The following is a 19,475-nucleotide window of genomic DNA, read 5'->3' on the forward strand; positions in this document are numbered from 1 at the left end:
GCCGGTGCCTCCCCCGGAGGCCCTGAGGAATTGCGTGCGGTCGTTCCTATTCCCACGGTGACGCATGAATTTCCACGAATACCAGGCAAAACAACTGCTTGCCGAATACGGCATCCCGGTCCCGGCCGGCAAGGTCGCGGCTACTCCGGACGAGGCGGTTGAAGTCGCCCAGTCGCTGGGCCAGGGCCCCTGGATGGTCAAGGCGCAGATCCACGCTGGCGGCCGCGGCAAGGCTGGCGGCGTCAAGTTCTGCAAGACCGTCGATGACGTGAAGGCCGCAGCGGCCAAGATGCTCGGCACCAAGATGGCCACCTACCAGACCGCCGGCGTCGAGCTGCCGATCAACCTGGTGCTGGTGACCACCGCCGGTGAGATCGTCAAGGAACTGTACCTGTCGGTCCTGGTGGATCGCGGCACCCGCACCATCAGCTACATCGCCTCCTCGGAAGGCGGCATGGAAATCGAGCAGGTGGCTGCCGAGACCCCGGACAAGATCCACACCCTGAATGTGGACTTCGTCGAGGGGGTGCAGGGTTACCACGGCCGTGACATCGGCTTCAAGATGGGCCTGACCGCCAAGCAGGCCGGCCAGTTCGCCAACATCATGGTGAACCTGTACCGCATCTTCAACGAAAAGGACCTGGCGCTGGTTGAGATCAACCCGCTGGCGATCCTGGACGACGGCAACCTGTACGCGCTGGACGGCAAGTTCAACAGCGACGACAACGCCAACTTCCGCCACAAGGAACTGGTCGCGATGCGCGACAAGTCCCAGGAAGATGAAACCGAAGTGACCGCTTCGGAGCTGGACATCAACTACGTCACCATGGACGGCAACATCGGCTGCATGGTGAACGGCGCCGGCCTGGCCATGGCGACCATGGACGTCATCAAGCTCAACGGCGGCGAGCCGGCGAACTTCCTGGACGTGGGCGGCGGTGCCAACAAGCAGCGCGTCATCGAAGCGTTCAAGCTGATCCTGTCCTCGGACAAGGTGGAAGGCATCTTCGTCAACATCTTCGGCGGCATCGTCCGCTGCGACATGATCGCCGAGGGCATCATCGCCGCCGTGAAGGAAGTGGGCGTCAAGGTGCCGGTCGTGGTGCGCCTGGAAGGCACCAACGTGGAAGAAGGCAAGCAGCTGCTGCGTGACAGCGGCATGGCCATCATCCCGGCTGACAACATCAACGACGGCGCCAAGAAAGTCGTTGAAGCGGTCAAGAACGCCGCCTGATCCACGACACCGAAGGAAATTCCCATGTCTGTTTTGATTAACAAGAACACCAAGGTGATCGTGCAGGGCTTCACCGGCCAGCAGGGCACCTTCCACGCGACTCAGATGATCGAGTACGGCACCCAGGTTGTTGGCGGCGTGACCCCGGGCAAGGGTGGCACCACCCACATCGACCTGCCGGTCTTCAACACCGTTGCCGACGCCGTGCAGAGCACCGGCGCCGATGCTTCGGTCATCTACGTGCCGCCGCCGTTCGCGGCCGACGCGATCCTGGAAGCCGCAGCTGCCGGCATCAAGGTCATCGTCTGCATCACCGAAGGCATCCCGGTGCTGGACATGCTGCGCGTGGACAACGTGCTGAAGGCTTCGCACCCGGACACCGTGCTGATCGGCCCGAACTGCCCGGGTGTCATCACCCCGGGTGAGTGCAAGATCGGCATCATGCCGGGCCACATCCACAAGCCCGGCAAGATCGGCATTGTGTCGCGTTCGGGCACGCTGACCTATGAAGCGGTCAAGCAGACCACCGAAGTCGGCCTGGGCCAGTCCACCTGCATCGGCATCGGCGGCGACCCGATCAACGGCCTGAACTTCGTTGACTGCCTGAAGCTGTTCAACGAAGACCCGCAGACCGAAGGCATCATCATGGTCGGCGAGATCGGTGGCGACGCCGAGGAAGCCGGTGCGGAATACATCAAGAACCACGTGAAGAAGCCGGTCGTCGGTTTCATCGCCGGTGCTTCGGCGCCGGCCGGCAAGCGCATGGGCCATGCCGGTGCGATCGCCTCCGGCGGCAAGGGTACGGCGGAAGGCAAGTTCGCCGCCATGGAAGCGGCGGGTGTCGTCACCGTGCGTTCGCCGGGCGACCTGGGCGCTGCCATCGCCAAGCTGGTGAAGTAAGATCGTCGCCGGCCTCTGGCCGGCACGATTCTGTAGAGCCGAGCCCATGCTCGGCTTGCTTTGGAAAAGCCGCCTTCGGGCGGCTTTTCTGCGTCTGGGCGTCGCGCAGTCATCCGCCGGGCATGGCCCGGCGCTACCTGCAGGGTCCGCCCGGCAGGCACACGGTGCGGCGTTACAATGGGCCATTGCAACCACAGGCTGGACCTTCCATGGCTTCGATCCGCATCGCGATGGCGCAGTTCGATTTTCCGGTCGGCGATGTCGCCGGCAATACCGAGCGCATCATCGAGATGATCGGCCAGGCGCGCGACGAGCATGGCGCCGGGCTGGTGATGTTCCCCGAGCTGGCGGTCAGCGGCTATCCGCCGGAAGACCTGCTGCTGCGTCCGGGGTTCCTGTACGAATGCGAGCAGGCGATCGCGCGCATTGCAGCTGCCTGCCGCGGCATTACCGCCGTGGTCGGCTGGCCGCAGGCGGCGGGCGCGGTGGTGTACAACGCCGCCAGCGTGCTGCGCGATGGCCGGGTCGAACAGACCTATCGCAAGCGCGAGCTGCCCAACTACGCGGTGTTCGACGAGCGCCGCTACTTCGACGTCGATCCTGATGGCGGCAGCTGCGTGTTCGACGTCGACGGCATTCCGGTGGGCCTGCTGATCTGCGAGGACCTGTGGTTCGCTGAGCCGCTGGCCGATACCGTGCGTGCTGGCGCGCAGCTGGTGGTGGTGCCCAATGCCTCGCCCTACGAGCGCGGCAAGCACGCCCAGCGCGATGCCGTGCTGGCCGCGCGCACCCGCGAGAGCGGTGCGGCGATCGCGTATCTCAATGTTGTCGGTGGCCAGGACGCACTGGTATTCGACGGCGCTTCGGTGGTGGCCGATGGCGACGGTACGGTGCACCCGGCTGCCGCTGCGTTTGTCGACCAGTGGCTGGTGGTGGAGTACGACGGCGCCAGCCGTCGCTTCATGCCGCACGTCTGGATGGACGATGGCGACGAGAGCATGGACGCCCTGGCCTGGCGCGCGGTGACCCGTGGCATCCAGGATTACTGCCGCAAGAATGGTTTCACGAAGGTGTGGCTGGGCCTGTCCGGCGGCATCGATTCGGCCCTGGTGCTGGCCCTGGCGGTGGATGCGATGGGGGCCGAGAACGTGACTGCCGTGCGCCTGCCGTCACGCTATACCGCAGGCCTGTCCAACGATCTGGCTGCAGAGCAGTGCCAGGCGTTGGGAGTGAAGCTGGAAGCGGTGTCGATCGAGCCGGCGTTCAAGGGCCTGATGGAATCGCTGGCGCCGCTGTTCGAGGGCACAACCCCGGATGTGACCGAGGAGAACCTGCAGTCGCGCAGCCGCGGCGTGATCCTGATGGCGCTGGCCAACAAGTTCGGTGGCCTGCTGCTCACCACCGGCAACAAGAGCGAGTATGCGGTCGGCTACGCCACCATCTACGGTGACATGTGTGGCGGCTACGCGCCGTTGAAGGACCTGTACAAGACCGAAGTATTCGGTCTGTCGAAGTGGCGCAATACCGTGGGGGGCGCGCCGGTGATTCCGCCGGCCGTGATCAGCCGCCCGCCGTCGGCCGAACTGCGCGAGAACCAGCTGGACCAGGATTCGCTGCCGGCCTACGACGTGCTGGACGGCATCCTGTACCGCTACGTCGACCAGGAGCAGTCGCGCGCCGAGATCGTTGCAGCCGGTTACGATGCGGCCGTGGTCGACCGCGTGCTGCGGCTGGTGCGCATCAGCGAGTGGAAGCGGCACCAGGCCGCACCGGGGCCGAAGGTCTCCCGTCGCGCCTTCGGCCGCGAACGCCGCTATCCGATCAGCAACGGCTACAAGGGCTGAGGCCCGCGCCTCCGCAGGGCCCGGCCATGGCGGGCCCCACAAAAAGGAAGGGCCCCTTGCGGGGCCCTTTTCTTACTTCTTTTCCAGTCGCGCGTTGCGCTGGCCGGTACTGGCGGACTTCTCGCCTGCGAACGGGTTGAGCTTGCGGATCATCCAGGGGTACTTCGGCCAGTTGCCTGCCAGCCACGGGTGATCGGGCTGGTTCAGCTCCAGCACGCGCCGGGCATCGTCGGCCAGGGTCTTGTTGCCCAGGTGGGTGTAGGAGTCGGCCAGGACCGCCACGGCGTCGTACTGGAAGGCGCTCTGCGGATAGGTTTCCAGCAGGTAGTTGGCGCGGCCGGCGGCCGACACCCAGGCGCCACGGCGCATGTAGTACAGCGCGTTGTCCAGCTCGTGCTGGGCGAATACGTCACGCAGCTCGATCATCCGCTGGCGCGCGTCGGCGGCGTAGCGGCTGTTCGGGTAGCGGTCAACGACGATGTTGAAGTCCGAATACGCCTGGTGCGGCGTGGACAGATCGCGGCGGCTGGGGTCCAGGGACCATACGCGACGCAGGAAAACCGTATTGCGGTTGGAGTTGGCCAGGCCGCGCAGGTAATACAGGTAGGCGATGTTGCGATGGGTCGGATAGGTCCGGATGAAGCGGTCGATGCTCGACACCGCATCGTCGTGCTTGCCGGCCTTGTACTGCGCGTAGGCGGTTTCGATCATCGCCTGTTCGGTATACGGGCCGTAGGGGTACTGGGCCACCAGGCGACGGAAGCTGGCTTCGGCGCCGCTCCAGTTGCCCCCCTTCATCAGCGTGTGGCTCTTCTCGTACAGCTGTTCGACCGGCGTCCCCTCGTCGGGGCGATCACCCTTCTTGGCGCCGCGATGGCAGCCGGTGGCGGCGATGACCAGCACCAGCAGCAGGGCGGTGAGGCGGACGGGCGCGGAGAGCATGGCGGAGCGTCGGATCATGGGGTCAAGGCGGGACGCGTCTGGAATACGAAGGGTCGATGATAGCCTAGTGTCCTGTCCTGCGACTGAAACCGACCGCCGGGACCCCAAAATTTCAAAGATAGCCCCCTGCCATGTCTGAACAACCCTCCGAATCGGCCCGCCAGGCCATCGTCCCCGACACCGCCGCCGGCCGGCGTTTCGACGCCGTCGTGGCCGAACTGTTCCCCGACTACTCCCGTTCACGCCTGACCGAATGGATCAAGGCCGGCGACGTCCTGCTCGATGGCGCCCAGGCGCGGCCGCGCGATCCGCTGCGCGGTGGCGAGGTGGTGACCCTGAACGTGGTGCTGGAGACCCAGACCGATGCCCAGCCGGAGGACATCCCGCTGGACGTGCTGTTCGAGGACGAGCACCTGCTGGTGATCAACAAGCCGGTCGGCCTGGTGGTCCACCCGGGTGCCGGCAACCACAGCGGCACCCTGGTCAATGCGCTGCTGTACCGCGACCCGTCGGTGGCGGTTCTGCCGCGCGCCGGCATCGTGCATCGCCTCGACAAGGACACCAGCGGCGTGATGGTGGTCGCCCGCACCCTGGAGGCGCAGACGGCCCTGGTCGAACAGCTGGCCGCGCGTGATGTGCACCGCCAGTATCTGGCCATCGTGATGGGCGCTCTGGTGGCCGGCGGCACCGCCGATGCGCCGATCGACCGTCATCCGCGCGACCGCCTGAAGATGGCGGTGCGCGAAGACGGCAAGGACGCGATCACCCATTACCGCCTGCGCGAGCGCTTCCGGGCGCACACCGCGCTGGAGTGCCGCCTGGAAACCGGCCGCACCCACCAGATCCGCGTGCATATGGCGCACCTGCGCCACCCCATCATCGGCGACCCGCTGTATGGCGGTGCGCTGAAGCTGCCCAAGGGCGCCAGCGACGAACTGGTGGCCGCACTGCGTGGCTTCAAGCGCCAGGCCCTGCACGCCGAGACGCTGGAGTTCGTGCATCCCATCACCGGCGAGCCGGTGCGCAATTCGGCGCCGGTACCGGACGACATGCTGCACCTGATGAAGGTGCTGCGCGAAGACAGCGAGGCCTTTGCCGAGCGCGAGCGGGATCGCTGGTGATGGCGACCGCGCTGCCGTTGCTGCAGGCTGACTGGCCGGCGCCGCCGGGCGTGCAGGCGCTGACCACACGCCGGCATGGCGCAGGCATTTCGCCGGCACCCTTTGCCCAGTTCAATCTGGGCAACCGGCACGCAGCCGATGGTGATGCGCCGGCCAACGTCGAACACAACCGGCAACTGCTGCAGCAGGGACTGGCGCTGCCCTCCGCGCCGCACTGGCTGCGCCAGGTGCATGGCACCACCGTGCTGCGCTTTGATGGCCCGCCAGTGGCCGGGGCCAGCGAGCCGGTGGCCGATGCTGCGGTGACGTCGGTGCCGGGGGTGGTGCTGGCCATCCTGACCGCGGACTGCCTTCCGGTGGTGTTTGCCGCCGCCGACGGCAGCGAAGTGGGCGCCGCCCATGCGGGCTGGCGCGGCCTGGCCGATGGCATGCTGGAACACACGGTAGCCGCGATGCGCACCGCGCCGTCGCAGCTGCGGGTCTGGCTGGGCCCGGCGGCAGGGCCTGCCGACTATGAGATCGGCGAAGAGGTGTATCAGGCCTTTGTCGGCCACGAACCGGCGGCGGCCGCCTCCTTCGTGGCCACCCGCGCGGGGCACTGGAAGGTCGATCTGTTCGCACTGGCGCGCCAGCGCCTGCAGTCCGTGGGCGTGGACCCGGCCCAGGTGTCTGGCGGCACGATCTCCACCATTGCCGATCCGGACCTGTATTCGCACCGTCGCGACCGCCGCACCGGCCGCATGGCAACGCTGGCCTGGATCGCTCCCTGACCGTGCCGCTGTTCGCGCAGGTGCTGGGGCCGGCCTTCGCCACCCTGGCAGCACCGGTGCAGGCGTTGCATGCGGCGCCGCTGCCGTGCCGCCGTACCGGGCAGGCGCGGATCGCACGAGGCCGCCATTGGCTGGTGCCCATGCTGGCCGCGTTGGCGCAGCTGCCGAAGGAAGGGCACGCCTTGCCGGTCGAGGTGGTGTTCAGCGCCTGCGGGCAAGGCGAGCAGTGGGCGCGACGTTTCGGGCGCCGGCCGATGGTGTCGCGGCTGTGGGCACAGGAAGGCCGTCTGCATGAGCAGCTCGGGGCGGTGCACTTCGGATTCGAGCTGCGGGCGCGCGACGGCGGCATCGACTGGTCGGTGCGCAGCGTCCGCGCGTTCGGCCTGCTGCCGCTGCCGACGCGCTGGTTCGACGGCGTGCGCTGCCGCGAGGCCTGGGCCGCAGAGCGCTACACTTTCCGGGTTGATGTGACATTGCCCTGGATTGGAGCCCTGATCCGTTATGAAGGCTGGCTCGACCCGCAGTGACGCGGTGATCGTGTTCGATGGCGTCTGTGCGCTGTGCAGCCGCTGGGTGCGTTTCCTGCTGCGCGTGGACCGCCACGGGCGCTATCGCTTCGCAGCGATGCAGGGTACGCATGGCAGCCTGCTGCTGCGCAGCCATGGGCTGGATCCGCAGGACCCGCGCTCCTTTCTGCTGCTGGACGAGCAGGGCGCCTGGACCGACACGGACGCGATCCTGCGCGTGCTGACCGGGCTGGGAGGCGCATGGCGGCTTGCGGGCGTGCTGCGCCTGTTGCCGCGCAGCTGGCGCGATGCCGCCTATCGCAGGCTGGCCCGCAACCGATACCGCTGGTTCGGTCGCCACGACCGCTGCACGCTGCCGACAGCGCAGCAGGCCGGGCGTTTCCTGGACTGATGCGCCGGGCGGCCTGCGCACGCTGTCAGTGCGGAGCTGCAAGCAGCCGGTAGGCGATGCGCTGGTTCCGCGCGCGGCCGTCCTCGCTGCGGTTGTCGGCTACCGGATGCTCTTCGCCGTACCCCACCGCGACCAGCATCGGTGCCGGCACGCCATGCGCCTGCAACGCCGTCACCACCACGTCCGCACGCTGCTGGCTGAGCTGCTGGTTGGCCTCGGACGCACCCTGGCTGTCGGTGTGCGCGGCCACTTCCACCCGTGTGCCCGGCGCAGCACTGCGCAATGCGTCGGCCACCACCTGCAGCGTTTCGCTGGAGCTGCCGCGCAGTTCGCTGGAACCAGGATGGAACTCCAGCCGGGTCAGGTTCAGCGCAGCGATCTGCTGCGCGGCGCCGGCATCGGCCGGCAGCCGCGACAATGCGGCCCGGCCCGGACCCCACAGCCCACTCATCCGCAGGGCGGGGAAATCCTGGCGGAGCTGCCGCGAGATCGCCAGGCGCCGCTCTTCGCTCAGGGCGGTGGAGTCGATATCCAACTGGTTGCCGGCGAACTCCAGGCGCAGTCCGTCGCCCTGCAGGCAGGGCAGGGTGCGGATCAGGCGCTCGAACCAGCGCGGCGACTGGGCCTGCGGATCGATCTCGATATGACCACTGACGTGCCCTTCGCCATGCACCGCAATCAATGCGCTCCACAGGCGGCGGCGCAGGGCGTCGCTGGGCAGGCTGCCATGGACCGAGACCTGCGCGCCGCGCTGGTGCAGGAACAGCCGCGCGTCGTGTTCGCGGACGATCGCCTGTGGCGTCCACAGCGGCGTGCGTGCCTTCAGCTGCAGCCATGCGGTCGCGCCGAGCACGACCACGGCGGCCATCATCCACAGCAGGCTGCGCAGGGCCATGCCCTGCACCCGCGGGGTGAGCAGGGTGCCGGCCATCTGCGGTCGCTGCCGCTGCGGGCGGTTGCGCAGCTGGCGCGGCTCCGAAGGGGCCGGCTCGATGGGCTGGGACGTCAATGCGATCAGCCCCGGCAGCAGATCGCAGGCCACGACCCGGAACGCCCCCGATGACAGTCTGCTGCGCCGGGCCAGCCGGTCCATGACCGGATCACCCAGCGCACGCTGCAGGTCGCTGGCCAGCACCGGCAGCGGCGGCTGCCCGGGACGCCGCCAGGATCGGAAGTGAACCCCCAGGCCCGCCTGCTCGAAGGTCTGCTCCAGTCCGTCCAGTCCCCGCGGGTGGGAGGCTATCCAGCCGGCAATCACATCAACCACCCAACGGGTGCGATGGCCCAGTCCCAGGCGGTGGCTGGCTTCTTCGATGAAACGGTCGTACGCGTGCATGCAGTGGATCCCCGGAGTGATGTGCACGCAGTCGTGCACGGTGCGGCTTCTGTCGATTGCAGGAGCTCTGGGGGCGCCACTGTGGGGAGGTCGCGTCAATGCGAAATGAAATATCGCCGGTTCATTTTCTTTCGTTTTCTGCGATGGCGTCGCGAGGACGCCACGCAGCTGGCTGGAAGCCTTGGGGCAGCAGGACGTTCGCCTGCCTGAGTGCCACTTGCGACAGCGGCTGTGGAGAACACGCCACAGCGGCGGGATGGTTGCATGCGCAATTACTTTCGAGCCAAAAGCGTCAAGTTTCGGCGTACAGAATCCGCCTGATTCAGCCTTCGAGGGCGTCCAGGTAGCTGCGCCGCCAATGGTTGATGTCGTAGGTGCGCAGGTGCTCCATCATGGCGTGCCAACGCTCCTGGCGTTTGCGCAGCGACATGGTGGCGGCCGTGGCGATGGCATCGGCCACGCCGTCCAGATCGTGCGGGTTGACCAGCAGCGCCTGCTTCAGTTCATCGGCGGCGCCGGCCAGAAGGGACAGCACCAGCACGCCCGGATCCTCCGGGTCCTGCGAGGCGACGTACTCCTTGGCGACCAGGTTCATGCCATCGCGCAGCGGGGTGACCAGACCGACGGCCGCCGCACGGTAGAAGCCGGTGAGGGTGGCATGGGTGAAGTTCTGGTTGACGTAGCGAAGCGGCGTCCAGTCCGGCTCGGCATGGCCACCGTTGATGTGCCCGGCGATCTGTTCCAGCTGGCTGCGCAGTTGCCGGTACTCGGTGACATCACCGCGCGAGACCGGCGCGATCTGCAGGTAGGTCAGGGTGCCGCGCTGGTCGGGATGGCGCTGCAGGTAACGTTCGAAGCCGAGGAAACGCTCGGGCAGCCCCTTGGAATAGTCCAGGCGGTCCACGCCGATGGCCAGCTGCCGATCCCGCAGGCTGGCCCGCAGGTTCTTCACGGCGGCCTTGGCCGCTGCGGTGCTGGCCTGACGCGCGATCAGCCCGGTGTCGATGCCGATCGGGAAGGCGGCAGCGCGGAAGCGGCGCCCCCCCGGGGCCTCCAGTTCGCCGTTGTCGAGCACGCGACCGCCGCCGAACAGCCGCAGGTAGGTCTGGAAGCGGTCGGCATCGCGCTGGGTCTGGAATCCCACCAGGTCATAGGCATACAGCGCGGAGAACAGCCGCAGGTGGTCGGGCATGGCCTGCAGCAGGTCCGCCGAGGGCATCGGGATGTGCAGGAAGAAGCCGATGCGGCAGCCGATGCCGCGCTCGCGCAGCAGGGCACCCAGCGGGATCAGATGGTAGTCGTGGATCCAGACGATGTCGTCCTCGCGCAGCAGCGGCGCGAGCTTGTCGGCGAACATCGCATTGACCTTGTGATACGTCTCGCGCGTACCGCGGTCATAGTCGACCAGGTCCAGGCGGAAATGCAGCAGCGGCCACAGTGTGCGGTTGGCGAAGCCGTTGTAGTAGCCGTCCACCTCGCGCTTGTTCAGGTCCATGGTGACGAAGCGGATGTCACCATCCTGCTGTTCATGCAGCGCGCCACTGCCATCGCGCACGGTCTTGCCACTCCAGCCGAACCACATGCCGCCGCGCTCCTTGAGCGCAGCCAGCAGGCCCACCGCAAGGCCGCCGGCGCGGTTCTCGCCGGGCACGGCAACGCGGTTGGACACCACCACCAGACGACTCATGATGCCTCCTGCCAGGAACGTGACAGGCGCATCGCTGCCGTGATCAGACCCACATGCGAATACGTCTGCGGGAAGTTGCCCCACGCCTCGCCGCTGTCGAAGGCCAGGTCCTCCGACAGCAGGCCAAGATGGTTGCGCTGCTTCAACAGCGTCTCGAACATCTCGCGTGCCTCATCCATGCGCCCGATCGCCGCCAGCGCATCGATGTACCAGAAGGTGCAGATGGTGAAGCTGGTTTCCGGCTCGCCGAAATCGTCCGGTGCGATGTAGCGGTACAGCGAATTGCCATGCTTGAGGTCGCGGCCGATGGCCTCGACGGTGGCGATGAAACGTGCGTCGAGTGCATCGATGAAGCCGATGTCGGCCAGCAGCAGCAGCGACGCGTCCAGGCGGTGGCCGTCGAAGGTGTCGGTGAAGTGGCCCAGCGATTCGCTCCAGGACCGCTGCATGATGCGCGCGTGGATGATGTCGGCGCGCTCGCGCCAGTAGCGTGCACGGTCATCGCGCTTGAGCCTCACGGCGATCTTGCACAGGCGATCGCAGGCGGCCCAGCACATCGCGCTGGTGTAGGTGTGCACCTCGGTGCGGCCGCGGAACTCCCACAGGCCTGCGTCGGGGACGTCGTGCAGGGCAAAGGCCTGTTCGCCCAGCGGTTCCAGCCGGGCAAAGGTATGGGCATCCCCGGGGTCCTGCAGGCGACGATCGAAGAACAGCTGGGTGGAGGCCAGCACCACGCTGCCATACACGTCGTGCTGGCGCTGCACCCAGGCCAGGTTGCCGCGGCGCACCGGGCCCATCCCGCGGTAGCCGGACAGGCTGGGAACTTCATCCTCGTCCAGCTTGGCCTCGAATCCGATGCCGTACAGCGGCTGCAGCGTGCCGTCGGTGGTGGCGAGGTTGAAGATGTAGCCGAGGAACTGCTCCATCGTACGGGTGGCGCCAAGCCGGTTCAGCGAACGCACCACGAACGCAGCATCGCGCAGCCAGCAGTAGCGGTAGTCCCAGTTGCGCACGCTGCCGGGAGCTTCGGGAATGGAGGTGGTCATCGCCGCGATGATCGCCCCACTGTCCTCGTACTGGCACAGCTTGAGAGTGATCGCGCTGCGGATCACCGCGTCCTGCCATTCCAGCGGGATCGACAGATAGCGCACCCATTCGCGCCAGTAGTCACGCGTGCGCTGGAACGCTTCCTGCACATAGCCGCTGATCGAGCGGTTGAGCGATTCATCCACGCCCAGGATCAGGTGCACAGGGTGGTTGAGGACGAACGGCAGGCCATCACGGACCATCCGGACCGGCACATCGGTGGTCAGCCGCAGCACGTGGTCGGGCAGGATCCAGCGCACGTGGTTGCTGCCCCACGTGGATTCGGGAACACGTGCGCCCCAGTCGGCCAGCGGCCGTGCGCGGATGACGATACGCGGGCTGCCGGCCAATGGCCGCACCTGGCGGATCAGGCTGACCGGCCGGTAGAAGCGGTCGTTCTGCCGCCAGCGTGGCGCGAAATCGAGGATCTCCAGCGCACCTCCATGCGTGTCGCGCAGCACCGTGCGCAGGATGGCGGTGTTGGTGAGATATTCCTGCTCGCTGTCGGCGAAGTCCTCCAGCTCGACGGCGAAGTCGCCGCCTGTCTGCTGGTTCGGGCCCAGCAGCGCACAGAAGGTGGGGTCGCCGTCAAAGGTGGGCAGGCAGCTCCAGACGACACGGGCATGTTTGTCGACCAGGGCGCCGAAGCTGCCGTTGCCGACCACGCCCAGATCAAGATCGGGTTGGGTCATCACGCGGTACATCTCGGTTGCGGCCGTGGGGGTGGCCGGGTCAATAGGCATTCTCGCGCAGCCAGGCGTGCACGCTGCGTATGTCAGGCAGCGCGAACACGGCGGCGCTGGGTTCACGCTCGCCGATCAGCACGCTCCAGCCATGCTGGCCGTTGGCGGCGTCGAATCCGAATTCATCCGTCAGGTCATCGCCGAGGAACACGGGCAGGCGGCCCCGGAACGGCAGGTACTGCATCATCCGCCGGATCGCGCGGCCCTTGTCGGTGCCGACGGGCACGAACTCGACCACGTGATCGCCGGGTTGCAGGCGGTAGCTGGAGCGACCGCGCACATGGCGGTCAGCGAACGCCCGCACCTCGCTTCCAGCGTGCGGCGCCTCGCGCCAGTGCAGGGCCAGGCCCACACCCTTGTCTTCCACCAGTACCCCGGGATGGCCATGGGCAAAACGCATCGCCTGCTGATGCAGGGCATGCAGCCATTCGGCGGTGTCATCGTCATGTTCGTCGCGCAGCACGCGTCCGTCCTGGCCACGCAGTTCATGGCCGTGCAGGCCGGCCGCAGGCAGCTGCAGAGGCGCGAACAACTGGTCAAGCTGTGCCAGAGGACGGCCACTGACCAGTGCTACGGCACCTTCCAGGCGGTCGCTGATACGACCGATGGCCTCACGCACATCGGGCAGCAGCTGCACGGCGTCCGGTCGTGCAGCGAATTCAATCAGGGTGCCATCGACATCGAGGAACAACGCGCAGGCATCGTCCAGCAATGGAGGTGGCGGACGCAGGGGGAGCGGTTCAGCCATGACGCCCAGCCTGCCAGCGTGGGCGTGTACGTGGGGTCGAGAGCAGGCGACGACAGTGCGTCGGCGCTGTCTGCCGGTTGCCGGTACGAGGGAGCGGTACCGGAGCGGGGCAGTGCGGACCCGTGGTCCGCACCACCGCAGACACGCGTCAGCCGCGGTCAGAACGTGTAACGGACGCGGCCGTAGTAGTAGGCGCCGTTGCTGCCGATCGGCGAAAGCACGTCGTAGGGCAGATTGCCGAAGTAATGGATGTCCTCATTGGATCGATCCGGGTAGTTGTCGGTCAGATTCTGTCCGCCGATGGCCACGCTCCATCGGGCGCTGATGCGATACTCCACTTCTGCATCCAGCTGCCATTCGGCCTGGTAGGTCTGGCGCGGAATGTAACCGTCACCGAAGTTGAAGACACGGGTGACGCTGCCATAGCGGTTCACCCGGCTGCTGAGTGACCAGCGGTCATTGCTCCATGCTGCAGAGACGCTGCCGCGCGTGCGCGGGGTGGCGTCGGTCAGCGTGTTGGTCTCTTCGATGCCGAACAGCACATAGTCCGGATCGAGCGCCTGCAGTTGTGCAGGGGTGGCCAGCACGTTCTTCAGGGTGGTCTTGGTGTAGGCGTAAGTGCCGGTCAGCAGCAGCTGGCCGTTGCCCAGCGCCTGCCGCCAGTTGCTGACCAGTTCGGCGCCACGGGTACGTGTATCGGCGGCATTGACGAAGAAGCTGGCGCTCTGCAGGCCACTGACGCCGTAGTTGGCGGCCACATAGTCGGTCAGCGCATCGCCGGTGATGCTTTCGGACAGCGCGATGCGGTCATCGATGTCGATCTGGAAGAAGTCCAGCGACAGGTCGAAGTGTTCACCGATGCGGCTGGTGAAGCCCAGCGACGTGTTGATCGACTTCTCGGGCTTCAAGTCCTGCGCACCCAGGCCGCGGGCAATCGGATTGTTGACCGACAGCAGCCGGCCCTGCACCAGCTGGCCGCCGGCGTTGTAGCCAGTGGAGGTCGACTCATAGCCGATCTGTGCCAGCGACGGGGCGCGGAAGTTGTTGGAGATCGCGCCACGCAGGGCGAAGGCCGGGGTGAACTGGTAACGCAGGCCGAGCTTGCCGGTCAGTTCGCCGCCGAAATCATCGCTGTGCTCGTAGCGCGCAGCCAGGTCGCTGGAGAAGTGATCGCCGAACTGGCTGGACAGGCTGGCATAGGCGCTGGCCACATCGCGCGACAGGGTGGCGGCATCCTGCGGCGTGAGGCCGCCGCCGGCCTGCGAGCCGGTGGGACGGTCGGTAAACGGGCCGGCCGCATAGCTGGCGGGGTCGCCGGGGCGGGTCTGGTAGCGCTCATGGCGCGCTTCCGCGCCCAGGCCCAGCGTATGGCTGATGCTGTCGCTCTGGGTGAACACACGGCTCAGGTCCAGGTTGCCGACGGTCTGAGCGTACTCATAATCAGCCGTCTTGAAGCGTGTCGGGCTGGCCGGGCCCAATGAGGCGTTGAGCGAATCACGCAGGCGATAGGTGAAATCGTTCTGGCCATGGTCCAGGCTGCCGTCGTAGCTCCACTCACCCCATTGGCCGCGCACACCGGCGACCGCCTGCACGTCGCGGTTCTCGCCTTCGGAGACCGGCCGGTAACCGTTCGGATAGACCTCCTTCCAGTTGGCCTCGCCGTCCGGGTAGCGGAAATAGTTCGCGCCTTCGGTGTCACGCTGGTTGAAGGTACCGAACGCGTAGAAGGTGGAGGTCTGGCCGACCGGGATTTCAGTGTTGAGCCACAGGTTGATGTCCTTGCTCTCACCATCGCCCAGCACGTAGTTGCGCTTGCCCTGCAGTGCCAGGTTGTCCGGGGTCTGGTCCCACGGTGGAATCTGGTCGAAGCCGGCGCGGTTGGTCCCGTTGCGGTGCTTGTACTCCAGGCCGACGCGCAGGAAACCACCGTCCTCACCCAGCGAGGTGCCCACTTTGGCGCTGATGTTGCCGGCCTGCCCATCGGTAAGGGTGCGGCCGATCGGCTTCAGATCGGTGTGATTTGCACCGTAGCTGGCTTCGATCTCGCCGCCGTCGCCACCATTGTCGAGGATCACATTGATGACACCTGCCACGGCGTCGGAGCCATACAGCGCGCCGGCACCGTCGCGAAGCACTTCGATGCGCTTGATCGCGCTGACAGGGATGGCATTGAAGTCGACCGGCGTGGTGCCCTTGCCGATCTTGCTGTCGGTGTTGACCAGGGCGGTGTGGTGGCGGCGCTTGCCGTTGATCAGCACCAGTACCTGATCCGGCGACAGGCCGCGCAGCTGCGCGGCGCGGACGTGGTCGGCGCCACCGGAATTGGACTGGCGTGGAAAGTTGAACGACGGCAACAGCGCCTGCAGCGCACTGCCGAGTTCGCCGTTGACCACGCCGGCCTTGCGGATGTCCTCGGCGGTAAGCACATCCACCGGCGAGGTGGATTCGAGCACGGTGCGGTCGGCGGCACGGGTGCCGGTGACGATCACGGTGTCGAGGTTGGTGGCGTCCTGGGCCAGGGCCGGGGCGATGGGGGAGAGCGCAAGGGCAATGGCGAGGCCGAGCGGCGACGCGGGCAGGCGGGCGGACATGGGGGCTCCAGCAACAACGACGACGGGGAAGGGGGGAGATAGTTTCACTTACATCCATCCGGATGAAGCGATATATTATCTTCGCGTGATGGCCGGTGCCGATGCAAGCCCCTGCCGGTCCGGCATGAGCTGATGCCCTGTTGGCATCAGCACGCCGGGCCGGTGGCGCTGTACGCTGCCGGCTCGCACTGTCCCCCTTCCCCGGAGCTGTACCGATGAAACACCTTGGCCTTGCCTTCGCCGTTCTGCTCGCCGCCAGTGGCTGCGCCAGCCTCTCCTCGCAGGCGCCCAGCGCCTACGCTACGGCCACGACCGCTGAACTGAAGGGGGATGCCGCACGCCCGTCCGCTGGCCAGGGCTGGGTGCGCAGCGAGCTGTACTTCGGGGTGGGCGAGGAGCAGGGCGCCGGCAACCGACCGCAGGCCGACACCATCAGCGAGGCGCAGTGGCGGACGTTCCTGGACAAGGAAGTGACCCCGCGCTTCCCCGATGGCCTGACCGTGTTCGATGCCTACGGCCAGTGGCTGTTCCGGGGTGACGCTGCGCCGAACCGCCTGCGCACCAAGGTACTGGTGGTGCTGCACGAAGACAGCCCGCAGCGTCGTGCCGACATCGAAGCCATCCGCCTGGCGTGGAAGCAGCAGACCGGGCACCAGTCGGTGCTGTGGTCGCGGCAGGCCGTTGACGTATCGTTCTGACCGGGAGGCGCCGCCCTGGCGCCGCAGGGAAAGACGATGAGACACAGGGACACCGTGATTGGCGTGCTGGCGGGCCTGCTGGTACCGCTGGCGCACGCTGCTGACAGCGATGCATCGCTGCGCTTCGAGGCGGTACCTGGCATTGGCGTGCAGGCCGAGGTGGCGGAGGACGGCAGCATTGCTGTGCAGCTGCTGCCCTCTGGCAAGCGGCTGAGCCTGCCGGGTGCCCCGGACGTCGACGGCAATTCCCGATTGTCAGCCGAGGATGTTGATTTCGATGGCCGCCCGGAACTGGTTGCGCGGGCGTCGGTCGGCATGGTCAATGAAGCGGTGGCGGTGTATCGCTACGATCCGGCCAGCGGTGGTTTCCGCGCGCTGCAGGCCGAAACCCATGGGCGTGACAACTGCGGCGGCCTGATGGGGCTCACCATTGATGCCGCCACGCGCACGTTGACCAGCAGCTGCCGCAGCGGCCCGATGTGGTACACGGACCAGTACCGGTTTGCAGGCGCGAAACTCTATCTGTATCGCGCCGAGCGCGTCTTGATGCTGGGCGATACCCTGAACGCCGCACTGCGGTGGGTGCCGGCCGACGAGCACGGCCCTTCGGCGGTCTGGCACACCTTTGATCCCACCGGTCGTGTGCTGGAGAGCGCGATCGCTGATGGCCTGGGCGCACCGCCCGACGGCCCGCTGCGCAGCCAGCAGGCCACCGTGGTGCCGGCGCGCCTGTTCCTGTTCGATCGGCCCGGCGCGCCCAGCACCCAGCGTTACCTGCTGCAGGGCGACCGCGTGGAACTGTTGGATGAACAGGACGGTTGGCTGAAGGTGCGGTATCGCAATCCGAAGCGCGGCGCGGTGGTGGGCTGGATCAACGTCAACGATTGACCCGATATCGCTCTGTACTTTGCCTGTCGAGGCGATGCGTGGCTTGCCCACGGAGGCATCACTTCGTCGGGTCTAGCCTCGGACGTTCCCCCGTTCGAGGATGCATCCGATGAGCAAGCGCGTTGCCGAGATCGTTGTCGATACCCTGCAGCAGGCGGGTGTCCGCCGCTGTTATGGCATCGTCGGCGACACGTTGAACCACGTCACCGATGCACTGCATCGCAGCGAAATCGAATGGGTGCATGTGCGCCACGAAGAGGTGGCCGCCTTCGCCGCCGGCGCCGACTCGCTGGTGAGCGGCGAGCTGACGGCCTGTGCCGGCTCCTGCGGTCCCGGCGGCCTGCATTTCATCAATGGCATCTTTGAAAGCAACCGCAACCGCGCACCGATGGTGCTGATCGCCAGCCAGGTGGTGACCAGCGAACTGGGCATGGAATTCCCCCAGGAAGTGGATTTCAAGGCGGTCTATGGAAGCTGCACGGTGTTCTGCGAGCAGGTGCACAGCCCGGCGCAGGCACGACGCGTGGTCGCCCTGGCCTGCCAGGCGGCGATCAGCCGCCGCGGCGTGGCGGTGGTGATCCTGCCGGCCGACATCAGCCAGGCCGAGGTAAAGCACGATGTGCCGTTCTCGGTGCACTACGCCCAGCCGGTGCTGCGCCCGTCGGATGGCGAACTGCAGCGCATCGCGGGGTTGCTGGGGCAGGGCAAGCGCATCGGCATCTATGCCGGTGCCGGTTGCCAGGGCGCCCATGCGCAGCTGCTGGAGCTGGCCCGGCGCCTGCAGGCGCCGATCGCGCACACCTCGCGTGCCAAGGACTTCGTCGAGCCGGACAACCCGTACAACATGGGCATGACCGGCATCTTCGGCATCGAATCCGGGTTCCACACCCTGATGGAGTGCGACACGCTGCTGCTGCTCGGCGCCGATTTTGCCTGGGGGCAGTTCTATCCGGACAAGGCGACGATCATCCAGGTCGATCGCGATGGCAGCCATCTCGGTCGCCGCCATCCGGTGAACCTGGGCGTGGTGGGTGACATCGCACCGACGCTGGATGCACTACTGCCGATGCTGCCACCCCGCGAGGACAGCACGTTCCTCGACGAGTGCATCGAGCGTCGCGACAAGGCGCTGGCCAAGCGTGAGCAGGAGGAGCAGCCGGGCGAGGGCGAACTGATCCATCCGCAGCACCTGACCGCGCTGCTGTCGAAATACGCCAGTGACGATGCGTTGTTCACCGCCGACGGTGGCTCGCCGATGGTGTGGGTGCTGCGGCATATCCGCGTCAATGGCCGTCGCCGCACGCTTACCAGTCTCCTGCACGGGACGATGGCCAATGCGATGCCGCAGGCGCTGGGCCTGCAGAAGGCGTTCCCGGGCCGGCAGGTGATCTCGCTGTCGGGCGATGGCGGCCTGGCGATGCTGCTGGGCGATCTGCTGACCGCCGTGCAGGAGAAACTGCCGATCAAGGTGGTGGTGTTCAACAACGGTTCGTTGAACTTCGTGGAGCTGGAGCAGAAGGTGGAAGGGCTGCTGGACAACTACACCGATCTGAAGAATCCGGATTTCGGCCGTCTGGCCGAGGTGATCGGTTTCCATGGCCGCACGGTCACCCGCAGCGAGGACCTGGAGGAGGCCGTACAGGACTTCCTCGCCCAGCGCGGTCCGGCATTGCTGGACGTGCATACCAGCCGGGCGGAGCTGGTGATGCCGCCGCAGATCGAGGCCAAACAGGTGGCGGGTACGGCCCTGTATGCGGCCAAGGCGGTGTTGAATGGCCGCTTCGACGACGTGAAGCATCTGCTGGTGGACAACTTCCTGAAGAAGTGAGGGGGGGCGATGCAGGGCTGCGCCCTGCACCCGCTTCAGCCCAAGGCAACAGCAACAGCTGGCTTTCCGTGGGATGGCGGGGTGGGTCCGGTTGCGGGGGACGCCGTGAATCCGTCCCTGGAGGCTTGGCCGCGGCATCCA

Annotated in this window: 16 protein-coding genes; 10 read left to right on the top strand and 6 right to left on the bottom strand. The window is 66.8% G+C overall.

Annotated elements, in window-relative coordinates; translation table 11 throughout:
* Positions 1-64: 64 nt before the first annotated feature.
* The 3 genes from sucC (at position 65) to ACVOKU_RS10520 (ending at position 3,978) form a co-directional block, all read left to right on the top strand.
* On the top strand, positions 65-1,234 hold the full coding sequence (sucC, locus tag ACVOKU_RS10510) for an ADP-forming succinate--CoA ligase subunit beta (RefSeq protein ID WP_005418614.1): 1,170 nt from the start codon (positions 65-67) through the stop codon (positions 1,232-1,234).
* A 24-nt stretch (positions 1,235-1,258) separates the two neighbouring features.
* The gene (gene sucD, locus ACVOKU_RS10515; protein WP_481559871.1) at positions 1,259-2,134 is read left to right on the top strand and encodes a succinate--CoA ligase subunit alpha; all 876 of its coding nucleotides are present in this window, start codon (positions 1,259-1,261) and stop codon (positions 2,132-2,134) included.
* Between the two features lie 209 nt (positions 2,135-2,343).
* Positions 2,344-3,978 carry an NAD+ synthase gene (locus ACVOKU_RS10520; protein WP_053517022.1) on the top strand — a complete coding sequence of 545 codons (1,635 nt, stop codon included), beginning with the start codon at positions 2,344-2,346 and terminating at the stop codon, positions 3,976-3,978.
* 72 nt (positions 3,979-4,050) lie between these two features.
* Here the strand turns inward: ACVOKU_RS10520 and ACVOKU_RS10525 are convergent, their stop codons facing one another.
* Positions 4,051-4,938, bottom strand: coding sequence for an outer membrane protein assembly factor BamD (locus tag ACVOKU_RS10525; RefSeq protein ID WP_053517021.1), 888 nt, complete (start codon positions 4,936-4,938; stop codon positions 4,051-4,053).
* Between the two features lie 113 nt (positions 4,939-5,051).
* On the opposite strand from ACVOKU_RS10525, the gene rluD reads away from it, so the two are divergent.
* From rluD to ACVOKU_RS10545, 4 genes are read left to right on the top strand one after another with little or no spacing between them, the layout of a single operon-like run.
* Complete coding sequence (gene rluD, locus ACVOKU_RS10530; protein WP_481559872.1) at positions 5,052-6,041, top strand: 23S rRNA pseudouridine(1911/1915/1917) synthase RluD; 990 nt, start codon at positions 5,052-5,054, stop codon at positions 6,039-6,041.
* Entirely contained in the window at positions 6,041-6,811 is a 771-nt protein-coding gene (pgeF, locus tag ACVOKU_RS10535; RefSeq protein ID WP_481559873.1) for a peptidoglycan editing factor PgeF, read from the top strand. Before rluD ends, pgeF begins: the two co-directional genes overlap by 1 nt.
* Positions 6,812-6,831: 20 nt before the next feature.
* On the top strand, positions 6,832-7,338 hold the full coding sequence (locus ACVOKU_RS10540) for a DUF4166 domain-containing protein (protein WP_481559877.1): 507 nt from the start codon (positions 6,832-6,834) through the stop codon (positions 7,336-7,338).
* Entirely contained in the window at positions 7,313-7,729 is a 417-nt protein-coding gene (locus ACVOKU_RS10545) for a thiol-disulfide oxidoreductase DCC family protein (RefSeq protein ID WP_322523394.1), read from the top strand. Before ACVOKU_RS10540 ends, ACVOKU_RS10545 begins: the two co-directional genes overlap by 26 nt.
* Positions 7,730-7,754: 25 nt before the next feature.
* On the opposite strand, the gene ACVOKU_RS10550 is transcribed toward ACVOKU_RS10545, so the two are convergent.
* The 5 genes from ACVOKU_RS10550 to ACVOKU_RS10570 form a co-directional block, all read right to left on the bottom strand.
* Entirely contained in the window at positions 7,755-9,065 is a 1,311-nt protein-coding gene (locus tag ACVOKU_RS10550; RefSeq protein ID WP_481559874.1) for an OmpA family protein, read from the bottom strand.
* Positions 9,066-9,387: 322 nt separating this feature from the next.
* Positions 9,388-10,752, bottom strand: a complete 1,365-nt coding sequence (gene otsA / locus ACVOKU_RS10555; protein ID WP_053517011.1) for an alpha,alpha-trehalose-phosphate synthase (UDP-forming) — start codon at positions 10,750-10,752, stop codon at positions 9,388-9,390.
* A complete protein-coding gene (locus ACVOKU_RS10560) occupies positions 10,749-12,530 on the bottom strand; it encodes a glycoside hydrolase family 15 protein (protein ID WP_053517094.1) in 1,782 nt (593 codons plus the stop codon). Before ACVOKU_RS10560 ends, otsA begins: the two co-directional genes overlap by 4 nt.
* Positions 12,531-12,570: 40 nt before the next feature.
* Positions 12,571-13,329 carry a trehalose-phosphatase gene (otsB, locus tag ACVOKU_RS10565; protein ID WP_053517008.1) on the bottom strand — a complete coding sequence of 253 codons (759 nt, stop codon included), beginning with the start codon at positions 13,327-13,329 and terminating at the stop codon, positions 12,571-12,573.
* Between the two features lie 158 nt (positions 13,330-13,487).
* Entirely contained in the window at positions 13,488-15,920 is a 2,433-nt protein-coding gene (locus ACVOKU_RS10570) for a TonB-dependent receptor plug domain-containing protein (RefSeq protein WP_164150962.1), read from the bottom strand.
* A gap of 215 nt (positions 15,921-16,135) precedes the next feature.
* On the opposite strand from ACVOKU_RS10570, the gene ACVOKU_RS10575 reads away from it, so the two are divergent.
* The 3 genes from ACVOKU_RS10575 (at position 16,136) to ACVOKU_RS10585 (ending at position 19,334) form a co-directional block, all read left to right on the top strand.
* The gene (locus ACVOKU_RS10575; protein WP_053517005.1) at positions 16,136-16,618 is read left to right on the top strand and encodes a DUF3574 domain-containing protein; all 483 of its coding nucleotides are present in this window, start codon (positions 16,136-16,138) and stop codon (positions 16,616-16,618) included.
* 36 nt (positions 16,619-16,654) lie between these two features.
* Positions 16,655-17,506 carry an XAC2610-related protein gene (locus ACVOKU_RS10580; RefSeq protein ID WP_481559875.1) on the top strand — a complete coding sequence of 284 codons (852 nt, stop codon included), beginning with the start codon at positions 16,655-16,657 and terminating at the stop codon, positions 17,504-17,506.
* A 109-nt stretch (positions 17,507-17,615) separates the two neighbouring features.
* A complete protein-coding gene (locus ACVOKU_RS10585; RefSeq protein WP_128988421.1) occupies positions 17,616-19,334 on the top strand; it encodes a thiamine pyrophosphate-dependent enzyme in 1,719 nt (572 codons plus the stop codon).
* Positions 19,335-19,475: the final 141 nt, after the last annotated feature.

Source organism: Stenotrophomonas sp. STEN147 (assembly GCF_056757995.1).

Excerpts from the sequence above, each read along its gene's own strand:
- ACVOKU_RS10545 (WP_322523394.1), top strand. The coding sequence starts at position 7,313 with ATGAAGGCTGGCTCGACCCGCAGTGACGCGGTGATCGTGTTCGATGGC.
- pgeF (WP_481559873.1), top strand. The coding sequence starts at position 6,041 with ATGGCGACCGCGCTGCCGTTGCTGCAGGCTGACTGGCCGGCGCCGCCG.
- ACVOKU_RS10520 (WP_053517022.1), top strand. The coding sequence starts at position 2,344 with ATGGCTTCGATCCGCATCGCGATGGCGCAGTTCGATTTTCCGGTCGGC.
- ACVOKU_RS10585 (WP_128988421.1), top strand. The coding sequence starts at position 17,616 with ATGAGCAAGCGCGTTGCCGAGATCGTTGTCGATACCCTGCAGCAGGCG.
- otsB (WP_053517008.1), bottom strand. The coding sequence starts at position 13,329 with ATGGCTGAACCGCTCCCCCTGCGTCCGCCACCTCCATTGCTGGACGAT.
- ACVOKU_RS10575 (WP_053517005.1), top strand. The coding sequence starts at position 16,136 with ATGAAACACCTTGGCCTTGCCTTCGCCGTTCTGCTCGCCGCCAGTGGC.
- ACVOKU_RS10550 (WP_481559874.1), bottom strand. The coding sequence starts at position 9,065 with ATGCACGCGTACGACCGTTTCATCGAAGAAGCCAGCCACCGCCTGGGA.
- ACVOKU_RS10580 (WP_481559875.1), top strand. The coding sequence starts at position 16,655 with ATGAGACACAGGGACACCGTGATTGGCGTGCTGGCGGGCCTGCTGGTA.
- rluD (WP_481559872.1), top strand. The coding sequence starts at position 5,052 with ATGTCTGAACAACCCTCCGAATCGGCCCGCCAGGCCATCGTCCCCGAC.
- ACVOKU_RS10525 (WP_053517021.1), bottom strand. The coding sequence starts at position 4,938 with ATGATCCGACGCTCCGCCATGCTCTCCGCGCCCGTCCGCCTCACCGCC.
- ACVOKU_RS10560 (WP_053517094.1), bottom strand. The coding sequence starts at position 12,530 with ATGACCCAACCCGATCTTGATCTGGGCGTGGTCGGCAACGGCAGCTTC.
- ACVOKU_RS10570 (WP_164150962.1), bottom strand. The coding sequence starts at position 15,920 with ATGTCCGCCCGCCTGCCCGCGTCGCCGCTCGGCCTCGCCATTGCCCTT.
- otsA (WP_053517011.1), bottom strand. The coding sequence starts at position 10,752 with ATGAGTCGTCTGGTGGTGGTGTCCAACCGCGTTGCCGTGCCCGGCGAG.
- sucC (WP_005418614.1), top strand. The coding sequence starts at position 65 with ATGAATTTCCACGAATACCAGGCAAAACAACTGCTTGCCGAATACGGC.
- sucD (WP_481559871.1), top strand. The coding sequence starts at position 1,259 with ATGTCTGTTTTGATTAACAAGAACACCAAGGTGATCGTGCAGGGCTTC.